This is a genomic window from Sphingomonas zeicaulis (genome assembly GCF_050433225.1).
Classification (GTDB): domain Bacteria; phylum Pseudomonadota; class Alphaproteobacteria; order Sphingomonadales; family Sphingomonadaceae; genus Sphingomonas_D; species Sphingomonas_D zeicaulis.
On record NZ_JBNPXQ010000001.1, the window covers coordinates 1181070 to 1195859 of the forward strand.

At 65.9% G+C, this 14790-nt stretch carries 10 protein-coding genes; 7 read left to right on the top strand and 3 right to left on the bottom strand.

The genetic code is table 11. The annotated features are described in order from the left end of the window. The first annotated feature begins 45 nt into the window (after positions 1–45). From FHS96_RS05625 to FHS96_RS05645, 5 genes are all read left to right on the top strand, one after another. Positions 46–813 (top strand): enoyl-CoA hydratase, encoded by a 768-nt coding sequence (locus FHS96_RS05625; RefSeq protein ID WP_429588502.1) that lies wholly within the window; start codon positions 46–48, stop codon positions 811–813. 657 nt (positions 814–1470) lie between these two features. After that, on the top strand, positions 1471–4884 hold the full coding sequence (locus FHS96_RS05630; protein WP_429588503.1) for a TonB-dependent receptor domain-containing protein: 3414 nt from the start codon (positions 1471–1473) through the stop codon (positions 4882–4884). Positions 4885–4914: 30 nt separating this feature from the next. After that, positions 4915–6231, top strand: a complete 1317-nt coding sequence (locus FHS96_RS05635) for a family 43 glycosylhydrolase (protein WP_429588504.1) — start codon at positions 4915–4917, stop codon at positions 6229–6231. Further along, positions 6231–7046: a rhamnogalacturonan acetylesterase gene (locus FHS96_RS05640; RefSeq protein WP_429588505.1), complete on the top strand. Its 816-nt coding sequence runs from the start codon at positions 6231–6233 to the stop codon at positions 7044–7046. Before FHS96_RS05635 ends, FHS96_RS05640 begins: the two co-directional genes overlap by 1 nt. Further along, positions 7043–8671, top strand: a complete 1629-nt coding sequence (locus FHS96_RS05645; protein ID WP_429588506.1) for a pectinesterase — start codon at positions 7043–7045, stop codon at positions 8669–8671. Before FHS96_RS05640 ends, FHS96_RS05645 begins: the two co-directional genes overlap by 4 nt. A 26-nt stretch (positions 8672–8697) precedes the next feature. On the opposite strand, the gene FHS96_RS05650 is transcribed toward FHS96_RS05645, so the two are convergent. From FHS96_RS05650 to FHS96_RS05660, 3 genes are all read right to left on the bottom strand, one after another. After that, positions 8698–9663: a hypothetical protein gene (locus FHS96_RS05650; RefSeq protein ID WP_429588507.1), complete on the bottom strand. Its 966-nt coding sequence runs from the start codon at positions 9661–9663 to the stop codon at positions 8698–8700. A gap of 112 nt (positions 9664–9775) precedes the next feature. Then, entirely contained in the window at positions 9776–10411 is a 636-nt protein-coding gene (locus tag FHS96_RS05655; protein WP_429588508.1) for a response regulator, read from the bottom strand. Beyond that, positions 10404–13472 (bottom strand): sensor histidine kinase, encoded by a 3069-nt coding sequence (locus FHS96_RS05660; protein WP_429588509.1) that lies wholly within the window; start codon positions 13470–13472, stop codon positions 10404–10406. Before FHS96_RS05660 ends, FHS96_RS05655 begins: the two co-directional genes overlap by 8 nt. A gap of 122 nt (positions 13473–13594) precedes the next feature. Between FHS96_RS05660 and FHS96_RS05665 the strand changes: the two genes are divergently transcribed. After that, a complete protein-coding gene (locus FHS96_RS05665; protein ID WP_429588510.1) occupies positions 13595–13990 on the top strand; it encodes a hypothetical protein in 396 nt (131 codons plus the stop codon). Positions 13991–14086: 96 nt separating this feature from the next. Then, positions 14087–14785, top strand: a complete 699-nt coding sequence (locus FHS96_RS05670) for a response regulator transcription factor (protein ID WP_429588511.1) — start codon at positions 14087–14089, stop codon at positions 14783–14785. Positions 14786–14790 lie beyond the last annotated feature (5 nt).

Sequence of the window (14790 nt, forward strand, 5' to 3'; positions counted from 1 at the left end):
GCGCTCGGCGGACCAACGACCGACGCGCCCGCGGGAGAGTGAACGATGACCGATGCGATCATGACCAGCATTTCGAACGGCGTGCTGACGCTTGTGATGAACCGGCCCGACAAGAAAAATGCGCTCACCGACGCGATGTATGGCGCACTTGCCGATGCCATCGAACATGCGCAGGACGATGCCTCCGCCCGGGTGATCCTGCTGCGCGGCGAGGGCGACATGTTCACCGCGGGCAATGATGTCGGCGAGTTCGCCAAGGTGGCCGCCGGCGGCGTGCCGGGTCCGCATGTCGGCCGGTTCCTCAAGGCGCTGGCAGGCAACGCTAAGCCGTTGATCGCGGCGGTGCAGGGCAGGGCGGTCGGCGTCGGCACCACGATGCTGCTCCACTGCGATCTCGTCGTGCTGGCTGAGGATGCGGTGCTGACGACGCCCTTCGTCAACCTCGCGCTGGTGCCCGAGGCGGCTTCCAGCCTGTTGCTGCCCGCACGCATCGGTCACGCCCGCGCCTTCGCGATGTTCGCGCTGGGTGAGCCGGTTTCGGCGCGAGACGCGCTGGCCTGGGGGCTGGCGAATCGGCTGGTGCCGACCGCTGACCTGTTGCCGACGGCCGCATCCCTTGCCGAGCGACTTGCCGGCCAGCCGCTGGGTGCGGTGATCGCGACCAAACGCCTGATGCGCGATGCAGGCCCGGTAGCCGCGCAGATGGAAGCCGAGAACGAGCAGTTCGACGCTCGCCTGCGGACGGACGAGGCACGCGAGGCGTTCACCGCCTTCGCCGAACGAAGAGCGCCGGATTTCAGCCGGTTTGCCTGACCAAAGCCGCCATCTATCCGTCATATATGAAAAAGACTTGCACATAAGAAATCGCGTTGGCATGCTCGGTTTTCGAGTTGGTGCGGATTCGTTATGATCCGGAGCCAAGTGCTGCGTCGCAAACGAGTAGCCGTTAATAATCGCGGCAAGTTGATCAGAGATCTGCGCTCAGTCGAAACCAACAGCAAGTGAAGTCATATTGTGGGCCTTGACACTACATCATATGTCGGTCATGACATGACACCGGTAACCGAAGAAGGCGGCGACAGAGCAGCCCTGTGAAGTGAGGTCAGCGGGAGAGGAGGCTGAATGAAAGATGCAGTCATTCGCTCGATTGTGAGAGCGCTATCATAATCTGATAGATCCGTCACCGATGAGATAGCGTGCTATCGTCTCGGTGACAGTAAGGATCAGTGTCATGCGCCTCACCGGCGCAGGCGACGTCGTGCGTCCGATCCGGATCGCCATGGTTTTAACCAAGAATTGAGCGGCGCGCAGCCGCGGACGACCTGTGCGCCGGGGGCGGCCTACAGGACCAAGAAGGCGACGGCTTTGACACCGGTTACTATATCGGAGGCGGAGCCATGCCCGGAACGGAGGGAGGCAAGGATGACCGATCGAGCGAATGTGCGTGCGATTTGCCAAGGGATTTCAGCGTTGGCGCTGATCAGTGCGGCGCAACAGGCGATGGCTCAGGATGTGGCGCCGGGGCAGCCAAGGGCGGATGCCGGCACGGCGGCAGCCGCTGCCGCGCCGCAGAGCGAAACCGATGGCGCCGGCGCGCCGCTCGACGAAGCCACGGTGGAGGATATCGTCGTTACCGGCTATCGCGCTTCGTTGCGCAACTCGCTCAACATCAAGCGCGAGGCGATCGTCCAGGTCGATGCGATCACCGCCGAGGATATCGCGGATTTTCCCGACACCAACCTGGCGGAATCGCTGCAGCGCCTGCCGGGCGTGTCGATCGACCGCGACAATGGCGAGGGGCGCACCATCACGGTGCGCGGCCTGGGCGGCGACTTCAACCGCACTCGCCTCAACGGGCTGGAGGCGCTGGCGACCGCGGGCTCGAACGACGCCGGCACCAGCCCCAACCGCAGCCGGTCCTTCGACTATAATACCTTCGCATCCGAGTTGTTCAGTGCATTGAAGGTGCAGAAGACACCGTCGGCCGAAACCGACGAAGGCTCGCTTGGCGCGACGATCGACCTGATCACCGGCAAGCCCTTCGACTATAAGAAGGGCGCGCTCGCGCTGTCGACCGAGGGCAGTTACCAGAAGAACAGCAAGAAATGGTCGCCGCGCATCGCCGGGCTCGTCTCCAAGCGCTTCCTCGATGACAGCATGGGGCTGTTGATTTCGGGTGCCTACAGCAAGTCGGTCAACGAGATCGACCAGTATCGCCGCGGCGTCGGCTCGGCCGACTATCTCTATCGTGGCGCCGATTGGGCGGGCAGCGAAGGGCCGCAGCGCGCCGGCTTTGCCGCGCCGGCCGGCACCAATTTCGGATCGGCGATCACCAATCCGGAAATCGCGGCGTTGCTCTCAGGCTCCAACCCGCAGGCCTATGCCAATCTTTATCCCGGTGCGCCCTATAACACGCCGGGGCGGTTCGATGACTCGCAGGTCCGCATTCCCGCGCTCGGCGCGCTCGAACAGCAGAACGTCAAGAATGATCGCCTCGGCCTGACTGCGGCCTATCAGTGGCAGATCGGCCCGCGCACGCGCCTGACGATCGACGGCGTCTATTCGCGCTTCCACAATGTCAGCACCTACAACCAGATCTCGTCGGTGGGGCTCAACCGCAACAACACCAATGCGACGCTCAACACCGCGGGCAACAATTTGAGCCCCACCGCTGCGCGCGGGCTTTATCCCGGCCTCTGCGCGCCGGTGGCGGGTGACGATCTGAACGCGCCGGTCGATTGCGGCCAGCAGCTTTACGGCACCACCCCTGCCTTTTCGACCGCGCTCGACCAGAACGGCAACGTCGTGCCCTCCGTGCTTGGATCGGCGGCGGTGGTGCCGGGGTCGACCAACCCGGGCAATGCCAACATCTTCAGCGTCAACCCGAACAACCTCGATCCCTACGACTATTACAACAACCCCAATTCGGTGGGCTACATCCCGTCCGCCAATCGGCTCGCCTTCCGTGGCAATTTGATCGGCCGCCCGGCGGTGCGCGTGCTGGAATCCAACGTCACCAATGGCTTTGCCGATTATCTGGTGCTGCAGAATGTCGATTTCCGATCGGCGCAGGACCAGAATGATTATGTGACCAAGTTTCGGCAGGGCAATATCAACCTGACGCACGAATTCACCGACAATTTCCGTGTCAACCTGCTCTACGGCCAGTCGCGATCGACCAACAATTCGCGTGGGCTGCTCGTTGAGTTCAACCGCATGGATAGCCAGGGGCTGTTCGTCTATGACGAGCGCGATGGCGGATCGATGCCCAAGATCGATTTCGGCTTCGACGCCGCCGATCCGAACAATTGGGATACGGTGAAGGGCTTCTCGGCGATCCGCCATTACACTCGGCTTGCCAAGAACACCTATGATGGCGGCAAGATCGATCTCGAATGGAACGTCAACGATCAGTTCGCCCTGAAGGCCGGTTTCAATCGCCGCGAATATGGCTTCGAGACCAACCAGTTCGAACGCGTCAACGATTTGCTCAACCCGACGTTGAAGGAAATGGGCACGACCGCGGGTGCACTGGCGGAGAAGGTGCAGTTCGGCCAGGGGCTGAGCGTGCCCGACGGCACCGTCACCGAATTCGTCGTGCCGAGCATCGAGAAATTCAACCAGATCCTCGATTTCACCTGCAACTGCGTCAACAAGTGGGGCGACTGGCGGATCACCAATCTGCGCAATCGCACGACCAGTTTTGGTGTCAATGAGACTGACACCGGTTACTATTTCCAGGTTGATTTCCAGACCGAATTGTTCGGTGCGCCGTTACGCGGCAATGCCGGCACGCGCATCGCGGTGACCGAGGTCGATTCCTTTGGCGAGACGCAGGCGGGCCGCCCGATCCGCGGCACCAACAAATATACCGACTATCTGCCCTCGGTGAACGTGAACTACGAACCGCTCGATAACCTCATCCTGCGCTTCGCGGTCTCGAAGGTGATGGCGCGGCCGCTGCTCGGCAATCTTTCACCGACCATCCAGTCGATCAGCGTACCCAACGACGGCAACACGACGGGCGGCACGCTGACGATCGGCAACCCTAAGCTCAACCCGTTCCGGTCGACCAATTTCGATGTCAGCGCCGAATGGTATTTCGCGCCGGGCGGGCTGATCTCCATCGCGGGCTTCTCGAAGGAGATCAGCAGCTTCCCGCAGACGGTGCTCTATGAAGCGAACCTCTCGGAATTCGCCGATGCGGAGACGATCGCAGCGATCCGCGCGCAGTTCACCAACCCGCAGCAGCAGGCCTATATCGACGGCAATTTCCCGTTCCTCGCGCGCCAGTTCCGCGACGCGCCGGGCGGCTGGCTGCGCGGCATCGAGGCAAGCTACCAGCAGGATCTCACCTTCCTGCCGGGCTTCCTCAAGAATTTCGGCATCCAGGTGAACGGCACCTACATCAAGTCCCGCCTCAACTATATCCTCGATCCGGGCACGCGGACGATCCCCGCGACGATCGGTAAGGGGCCGTTCCTCGGCGTCTCGCCCAAGGCAGTCAACGCGACGCTCTATTATGAAACCGAGCGGTTCCGCGCACGCGTCTCCGCGGCATGGCGTACCGGCTACAGCACCACCTATCCGATCGCGGCGGGTTCCTGCGCGCCGGGCCTCGTGCCGCCGACGCCGGCAAGCCCCAACACTCAGCCCAGCTATTGCGGCAGCCCGCTGATCAACGATTTCGTCTATAGCCGCTCGACCTTGAACCTCGATGCCTCGACCAGCTTCAAGGTCACCGAATGGTTCTCGGTCAGCGCCGAGGCGCTCAACCTCACCAACCAGACCAGCGACCGCTATGCCTATGCGGGGCAGAACGCGGTGTCCCAATATGCCAGTTCGGGCCCGATCTACCGCGTCGGCGCGCGGGTGAGGTTCTGAACGATGCCTGATCCCAGGATCACCGCGGTGATGACCATCCCTTCTCTCCACCCGGCACACTGCGCCGGCCAGGATGCGGCGCTCTCGCGCCGCCATATCCTGGTCGGCGGCCTTGCCCTCGGCGCGCTGGGCGCCGGCGGCGATCGCGCGTTCGCGGCCGAAACCTATGGCGCCGCGCCGCTGGCGGGCCAGCCGCTGCCACCGGGCGACGACAGCGGCCGCCTCGTCGGTCCGCCACCCGCCGGCTACTGGCCCTATTCGGGGTTGAGCGGCCCAGGCCGCGCGGCGACGGCGGCGAGCATCGGCCAGGGCTGGGTCTCGGGGCTTCCCGACGTACGCTATGCGGGGCCGGAGACGCCGCGTTACCCTACCGTGCCATGGGGGGACGCGACAGCGGCGACGGCGGTGAAGCAGGGCGTGCTGCCCGCATTGCGGCCGATCCATCACGTCCATATCCGCGACACGATCATTCAGCCGGGGCCGGATGGCTGGTACTATATGACCGGCTCCACCGGCGATAATATCTGGGCCGCCAATGACGGCGTCGAACTGTGGCGCTCCCGCGACCTTTCCGCCTGGGAGTATCGCGGCCTCGTCTGGTCGATCGAGCGCGACGGCGTTTGGGAACGGCACTGGCGAATGCGCAAGGGCGTGCCGTTCCGGGCGCTGTGGGCCCCCGAGATCCACTACATCCGCGGCAACTGGCTGATCTGCCATTCGATGAGCCGCGCCGGCCTTGCCGTCCTGAAATCGACCAGCGGCCGGCCCGAAGGCCCCTATATCCACGCCTTCTCGCCCGACAAGCCGGTGGGGAAGGGGATCGATTCAACCTTGTTCGAGGACGAGGACGGATCGGTGTGGCTGACCGCCGGTTCCGCCGACACGATCGTGCGGCTGAAGGATGATCTGTCCGGCATTGCCGGGTCGTGGCAGCCGTTGAGTGCCGATGGCTGGGATCTCGATCCCACGCATCATCGCGATCAATGCACCGCCAACGGCTACAAGCATTTCGGCTATGAAGGTGCGACCTTGTTCAAGCGCGACGGGCGCTATTATCTGGGCGTCGTCGACCGTTATGAGGATCGCTATTCCTTCGCCATGTGGATTGCGGAGAGGATCACCGGCCCCTATCGCGAGCGGCATGAAATGCCGGATTGCGGCGGCGGCAATTTCTTCCGCGACCATCAGGGGCAATGGTGGGTGACCTTTTTCGGCAACGGATCGCCATCACCGTTCCGTGAGATGCCGGGGCTGGCGCGGGTCGGTTTCGACGCCAAGGGCCATTTACGCTTCATGCGCGACCAGCCTTTCGCTACCCAGCCGTTCGAAGGGGGAATGACAGCCTGATGCGGAATTTGCTTCTTACCCTGGCGCTGGTCGCGGCGCCCGCTTTCGCACAGCCACCAACCCCGACCCCGATCCGCGCCTCGAAGATCATCCTCGTCGGCGATTCCACCACCGCGGTCAGCGGCGGCTGGGGCGGCAGCTTCTGCGGCGAGCATGTCAGTTCCTTCGTCGCCTGTGTAAACCTTGCGCGCGGCGGCCGCTCTTCGGGCAGCTATCGTGCCGAAGGTTCCTGGGATCTCGCGCTCGCCGAGATGCGCGCGCCGGGTTTCGTGAAGACTTGGGTGCTGATCCAGTTCGGCCATAACGACCAGCCCGGCAAACCCGGCCGCTCGACCGATCTCGCCACCGAATTCCCCGCTAATCTCAGGCGCTACGTGGCCGAGGTGCGTGGAGCGGGAGCGATCCCGATCCTCGTCACGCCGCTCAGCCGACGCATCTACAAGGATGGCCGCATCGACAATGATCTGGCGCCGTGGGCGGAAGCAACGCGCAAGGTAGCGGCGGAAACCGGCGCGCCCTTGCTCGATTTCAACGCGCTGAGCGTCGCCGAGCTGGACGCGAAGGGAGAGGCGTGGGCGGACCGGCTGGCGCAACTGCCCAAGCCGGCCGAGGGCACCGCACCGCCCAATGCCGCGACCGAGGTCAACGATACGCCCTTCGCGCAGCGCAAGCTCTCCTTCGATCGTACCCATCTCGGCCGTGCCGGGGCGGATCATTATGCGCGGTTGGTGACCACAGCGCTGGTGCGGGCAGTGCCGGAAATGCGCGGGCTGCTGTTCGAAAGCCAGCCCGATGCGGTGCCGCTCGCTCGATGAGGATCGCACTGACCCTGCTGCTCGCCGCAGCACTGAACGCCGCGCCCGCGCTTGCGAGCGAAGTGATGCTGCCGGCCCCCGGGTCGGCGGACGTCCACAGCGATACATTGTTGGAAATCCGCTTCGACGCACCGCCGCGGCTTGGGGAGGGCGGGCATATCCGCGTCTTCACCGCCGCGGGAGTGCTGGTCGACGATCTCGATCTCGGCACGACCGCGGTCGATGCAGGCGGCGAGACCCAGCGCCTGCTTGATCGCCGCAATATGGAGATCGACAAGCTCGGTGCGGGCGTGCCGGGGCTGACGCGCTGGCGCTTCACCTGGTACCGGCCGGTCTCGATCGTCGGCGACCGCGCGGTGATCAAGCTTCGCGACGGCGCGCTGCGGTTCGGCGGCACTTATTATGTCACCATTGATCCGGGCACGATCGAGGGCGCGACAGAGGGAAAGCCGTTCACCGGCATTTCTGCCGGGCAATGGCGCTTCCGCACCCGCGCCGCCCCTCGCGATGCCACCCGCCTGACCGTAGACGATGATGGCGAGGCGGACTTCCGCACGCTGCAGGGCGCGCTCGATCATGTCATGGCCACCGGCTGCCGCACCTGCGCCGCTGGGGCGCAGGACAAGCGCATCGCCTTGCGTCCCGGGCGCTATGATGGACAGCTCTACCTCACCGGCGTCGACCGGCTGACGATCGCAGGCGAGGGCAGGGCGCGGACCGAGGTTTCGGCCGACAATTATGACCTGATGAACCCCGGCATCGGCGAAGGTCGCGCGGCGCCCGACACCCGCTACAGCCCGGTCGGCAAGGATGGCGTGCTGGGCACCCGCCTGCGGCTCGGCGGCGGGCGGTCATTGTTCCTGATCGAGGATGCCGACCAGATCCGCCTCACCGGGTTCACCTTGCGCAACCGCCATATCAAAGCGCCAGTGCTCGGCGGCCAGGCCGAGACGCTGCATTTCAACTCGACCTCGCCCCGTGGATCACGGCTGATAGCCACCGACATGAGCTTCGAAAGCGCGCAGGACACGCTGTTGCTGAAGGGCTGGGTGTGGATCCATCGCAGCCTGATCGCTGGCGATGTCGATTTCATCTGGGGCACGCCCTACGCCGTGTTGATCGAGGACAGCGAGATCAGGACGCTCGCCGACACGGTGACACCAGGATCCGGCGGCTACATCTTCCAGGCCCGCGCCGTCGCGGGTTATCCTGGCTTCGTCGTACTGAATTCACGGCTGACCGCAGGGCCTGGCGTGCCCGATCGCAGCACCTTCCTCGCGCGCTCGGGCGGGTTCAAGCCGCGCGATGGCCACTGCCTCGAACGGCCCGAGGGCGCACCGCAGGGCAACCGCACCGTCAATTGCGACAACATCGCCTATATCGGCACGCGGATGGGGCCGCACATTGCGCCGGTCGGCTGGCTCGAACAGCCGATGCCCGGCGTTCTGCCATCAGCCATGGCAGGGTGGCGTGAATGGCGCAGCACCGGTCCCACCGGCCGTCCGCTTGACCTCAGCCGGCGGTCGCCGGTGGGGGGAACGCGCATCGACCTTTCCGGGCTCGACACGCGGGCCGAGATATTCGCCGGCTGGAACGGCGGGGCGGGGTGGGATCCGCACCCCTGAACCGCTCCTATTCCTGACATGGTGGCTCAGGGGATCGCGGGCGGATCGCTTGCCGGGAAGCTGTCTTCCAGCGCCTCGTCGCGCTCGCGGTCGAGCCGCTCGCGGCTGTCCTCGACAGGCCGTCCGGAAAGCCACTGCGCGAGATTGTGGACATAACGGCGGACCGCACGCTGCGCGTCCGGTGACTCCGCAATCTCCGATCCCGGCGCCTCGCTGACGAAGCTGGGGCAGCCGGCGGCCGGATCCCAATTATAGTCGACGAAATGGTGGAAAGTGGATTCGGCGAGCGCAGGGCCGGTCTCCGTCGTCGGTTCGAACGCCACCGCGATGTTGAAGCGGCGACCGGTCACCTTGCTGGTGCCTGTGGCGATTACCCGCGCTGAAGGATCGTTGAGCGGTGCGCCGACCGCGCCCTCGTGCGGATGCGCGGGCAGATAATGGATCAACCCGTCTACCGCGCCGGGATCGCTCAGCAGCACGTGCGGCGGATCGACAGGTTCGATGTCCTGATAGTCGCCATTGGCACCCGAATGATAATTGGGCCACAGGATATATCCCGTCTCGCGATCGTCGATCACACGCCGGGCGGGATCGGGGTCGAGATTGCGGCTGTGGAAGAAATGCGCCTCGCCCACGCCGCCCAGCGTGCAAAGCGAACTGCCCAGGTCCATATGGTCGCGCGTTGCCAGCAGCCCGCCGCCGCGTTGCCTGAAGCGACCGATCGCGGCGCAATCATCGGCATGCAGCCCGTCGCCGGTATCGACCGCGAACAGCCACAACTGGTCGAAATCGCTGGTGTCGATTTGCGACAGCACCGGATCGGGCGTGCCCGGCGGCGCCCGGTCACGCGCGGTGACCGCGTAGAGCGGCGCGCCATCCTCGTCGGTCAGCCCGGCAAGATGATCGCGCAGCATCGAGAAGCGGCCGATATGCCAGTCATCCTCGATGGGCGGGATCGTGGTCTGGAGAAGGATGCGGATCGGCGGTGCCATTGATGGTCTCCTGATGGGCTGATGCGGGGCATGGCCCATTCGACTTGCAGAGTGAATCCGCTCCCCGGCGGGGAAAACCCAGACGATGGTATGATTCACGCCATCGGCGCACTCATAGCTCGATGATCCCGCGTCGCACAGCAACGGTCACCGCGTGCGTCCGATCGGCCACGTCCAGTTTGGCGAAGATATTCTTCAGATGCGCCTTCACCGTCTCCTCGGAAAGGCCGAGCGCACGGGCCACCTCCTTGTTGGCCTTGCCCACCGCCACCAGCCGCAATACCGCCGCCTCGCGCTCGGTCAGCGCGTCATCGGTGATGTGCAGCGCGATTTCGGCGGCGACGTCGCCATGGATGTGGCGCCGGCCACGATGAACGTCGTGGATCGCTTCGATCAGTTCGGTCCTGAGGCTGCTCTTCAGCAGATAGCCGGTGGCACCGGCCCTGAGCGCGCGCACGGCCTGCACGTCGCCGGCATAAGTGGTGAGGACCAGGATGCGCGCATCGGGATGATCGGCGCGGATCGCCATGAGCGCTTCCAGCCCGTTCATCACCGGCATCTGCAGATCCATCAACGTCACGTCCGGATGCAGCGCGGCGAACTGCTCGATCGCCTCAAGGCCGTTGCGCGCCTCGCCGGCGACGATCATGTCGGTGCGATCCTCGACGATCGCGATCACGCCTTCGCGCAGCATCGGATGGTCATCGACAAGGAGGATGCGGATCGGTGGTGCGGCCGGATCAGCCATGGTCAGCGTCCCTGTGTCGGAAGAAGAGGCGCGGCAGCAATCGCCGGCGCGGCCGGTGGTCGGCAAAGGCGAGGCGGGCGGGCAAGGTGATCGTCACCGCCGCGCCCATGCCGGGCTTGCTTTCGATCGAGAAGGTGCCGCCGATGCGCTGCGCGCGTTCCTGCATGCCGACGAGGCCGAAATGCCCTGGCTTGTGCCCGGCATCGCAAATGTGCGCGGGCATGCCGATGCCATCGTCGCAGACTTCGAGGCCCAGTTCGCGGCGGGAGAAGCGGATGGTGATCTCCACCGCGCTGGCCCGGGCATGGCGAACGATGTTGAACAGCGCTTCGTCGGCGATGCGGCCGAGCTCGACCGAGACCAGCGGATGCACCGGGCGCGGCCGCCCTTCCACTACGATGCGGACATGTACGGTGCCGTCGAAACCGGCGGCCTCCGCACGCTCCTTCAGCAGCCCGGGCAGGTCGCTCGATCCGTCGCTCACACGCAGATCCTGCACGCGATTGCGGCCCTCGGTGATGACGTCGTCGGCGCGCCGCAGCGCGGATTCGAGGTGCGCGCGCGCCTCGCCCTCCGCCGGCATCCGGTTGGCGACCGACTGGAAGCGTAGCACGAGCCCCTGCACGCTCTGCAGCAGCGTGTCATGCAGTTCGCGCGCGATCCGTTCGCGCTCGCCGAGCCTTTCTTCCAGCCGGCTGCGAATGCGGCCGGCCACCTGTGCCAGCCGCAGCCGATAGAGAAGCCAGCCGAGCAGCAGCAACGCCAGCGCGCAGGCGGCGATGAACCAGCGGGATTGAAGGAAGGTGGGCGGGATCTCGAACGCCACCGCGGCGCCCTCGCGGTTCCAGATGCCCGCCTCGTTCGCCGCGATGACGCGGAAGCGATACTGGCCGGGCGGCAGGTTGGTGTAGAAGGCCTGCCGCCGCGCCCCCGGATCGAGCCAGCCCCGGTCGAAGCCGTCGAGCCGATAGCGCACGCCGACCTGCCGCGGATCGGCAAAGCTCAGCGCCGCAAAGTCGATCTCGATGCTCGACGTGCCTGCTGCCAGCAACACCGACGCCGGATCGCGAAACATCCGCCCGTCCGCCACGATAGACTTGATCGCGACGGGCGGGGGCAGGGCGTTGCGCACGATATGATGCGGGTCCATCCACATCGTGCCGGTTTCGGTGGCGAGCCACAGTCGCCCGTCGCCGCCCTGCACCAGCGCGAGCTGGCTTTTGGAATGCGGGCGGCTGACCAGCCCTTCCGCAGCACCCAGCGCGAGGACCGGTGGATTAAAGGCCGGCTCGGCGAGCGCACGAGCGAAGTCCGCCGACCGCATCCGCACCAGTGCGCGGGGATAGGCCAGCCAGGTGTCGCCATCGGGCGTCTGGACCATGCCGTTGATGCGGCTGTTGTCCGACGCAGGGCGTGCGGCGCGGCGTTCGATGCGACCGTTGTGGAAACGGCTGATGCCGAAGGCGCCGGCGACGTAGATATCGCCGGAGCGGCCCGCGTGCAGTGTCACCGCATCGCGTTCGGCATTACCGAAATCGATCGGGCGCAGCCTGGGCGTCGTGCCGTCGAGCCAGGCAAGTTCCCCGAAAGACCATTGCACCACAAGGCGGCCTGCGGAATCGCGCACCAATGTCATCGGGGTGAAGCCATCGACGTGGGTGGCGCCGTACATACGCTCCCAATGGCCTTGGCGGTAACGGTGGAGGCCGCCGGCGGCAGCCGAGATCCAGAAATCGCCCGCCGCGTCGAACGCGCAATCATAGATGATGCTGCGGACTTCGGGGCGCGGGATGGTGCGGCGAACCCGGCCGCCGTCGAGGATGAGGATGTCGGTGCCGAACCCCACCCAGATCGCGCCGTCGGGCGCTTCGCACAGGCTCTGGGGCTCCCGGATTCCGGTGAGGATCGCCTCCGGATCGCCGCCGGGGCGGATGCGGTAGAGCGCACGGGCCTGGCCGACATAGACGCTGCCGTCGCGCGCTACCATCAACTTGTCGCCGAAGGCGGCGGGGGCGGTGAGGCGCGGCTCGAAGCGCAGTGTCGATGCGCGCAGCCGGTCCAGCCCCTTTTCGGTGCCGATCCATATATTGCCTTCGCGATCCTCCAGCAGCCGGTTGGTGACATCGGACGAGAGACCGTCGCTGGTGCGGAAAAGCTCAGGCGCGGTGCCGGGCGTGGCGCCAGCGGCGACGCGTTGGAGCCCGGCATAGCGCGTCGCCAGCCACAGATTGCCGCTGCGATCGAACATCGGCGCGCCGCGGATCTGCGCATCGTCGGTGGCATAGGGCCTGCCCGGCCGGTCGGGTGCGCCGCGGCCGCCGGTGCCGGTAAGCGCATAGCTGCCGCCCCGCTCGGAGATCCACACGCGCCCCTCGGGGTCGAGCGACAGCCGGCCATTGGCGCGCGGCGTTTCGCGCACCAGCGAAAAACGCGGGGCTCCCGGCGCCATGCGGATGATCGAATTGCACAGGGAGACCCAGATAGCGCCGTCAGGCGCGACGAGGAGGCTCAGCGCGTCATCGTGGGGCACGCCCTGCGCCGGGCCGAAGCGTTGCCAGCGGCCATCGGCCACGCGGAGCACCTCCGCACTGTGGCTGGCGGTCAGCGCCCACACTGCGCCGTCACGGGCCTCGGCAAGCTCGATGATCCACTCGGGGGCGGCCGGCGCGGGCGCGCGCAGGCGCCCGCCGCGATAGACGAGGAAGCGATGCGAGCGTCGCAGCGCCACCCAGACATCGCCATTGCGCGCGACCATCACCGTGCTGGGTGGATCCTCGCTGCCGGCGGCGGTGCCCGCGCGGATCGCTTCGAAGCTGATGCCGTCGAAGCGGAACAGGCCCTCGGCGGTGGCGAGCCAGAGGAAGCCATCACGCCCCTGCGCCATGCCGAGCACGGGCGCGGGCACTTCGTCGCCGCCGGTCCAGCGATAATGGACATAATGCGCCAGCCGCCGGCCCGGATCGGCCTCGACCGCTGGCGACCGCATCAGCAGCGCCAGGGCAAGCGGGATCCCGATCAGCCGCATCATTCCCGTCAGCAAGCCACGCTGGCCCTTCCCCACAGCATCATTCCAATGCGCTCCCATTCCGCGGGAGCGGGGATCGATGCTACCCCCGAATGGGGGATAGAGACATAGCCGCAACGAAGGCTGGCCCGACAGCCAGCGGATGCTATCGGCTTGCCGTGGCGAAGCTGATCATACGTTATCCGGATGGCGCGCCTGGCGCCGCGGCGCTGCTGATGCGGTTTTCCTGTGCGCTGATGGCCTTTCCGGCATTGGCGCGGATCCTGCCCACGGGCACGCATGGCTGGTTGGTGGCCATGCCGGCGACGGTGATGGCGCTCGCGTTCGTTGCCGGCTTCGGCACGCGCGCGGTGGCCTTGCTGCTGGTGGGTACGCTCGCCGCCGATCTTTCGATGGTCGCCGGAGAGACGATCCTGCTGCCGCTTGCCGCAGCGATGGGGGCGGGGGCGCTCGCGCTGCTCGGCCCGGGGGCGTTTTCGGTGGATGCCCACCGCTATGGCCGCCGGGTGATCCGCCTCGAACCGCGCTCCCCCGATCGGGGAGGTGCCGAATAACTGATCTTGGGATTTTGTTCCGCGATGCCTCATGAAAATATCCAGCATCCGCTGTCGCGATCACTGGGAGAGCACAGGATGAGCCTCGGATTGCAGATGAGCCCTCCGCTTGCGCGCCCGACGCCGCCGCGCGCCAGCGATCTCGCCCAGTGCCGGCCGGCGAAAGGGCATGACGCACCACTGGTGCTGATCGTCGACGATGATGCCGCCGTCCGCAGCGCCCTCATGGAATTGATGGACTCGGTCGGTCTCGAGGCGATCGGCTTCGCTTCGCCGCGCGAACTGCTCGAGCGCGACATTCCCGATCGCCCCTGCTGCCTCGTCCTCGACGTGCGGATGCCGGGATCGAGCGGGCTCGATCTGCAGCAGCACCTCGCTTCGTCGGGCAAGGCCTGGCCGATCGTCTTCCTGACCGGCCATGGCGACATTCCGATGAGCGTTCAGGCGATGAAGGCCGGCGCGATCGACTTCCTCACCAAGCCGGTGCGCGATCAGTCGCTGCTCGATGCGGTGATGACCGGTATCGAGCGCGACATGGCCTATCGCGCCGGCGCGCGGGTGAAGCGCCAGCAGACCGATCGTCACGCCACGCTCACCGCGCGGGAGCGCCAGGTGCTGCGCCATGTCGCTAATGGCCGACTCAACAAGCAGATCGCGTTCGATCTCGGTATCTCGGAAGTGACCGTGAAGCTTCATCGCAGCAGCGTGATGCGCAAGATGCAGGCCACGTCGGTCGGCGAACTTATCCGCGCCTGGGATCTGCTGCCTGAGGAGCTGCGCGATCTGGTGACCTAGACCAT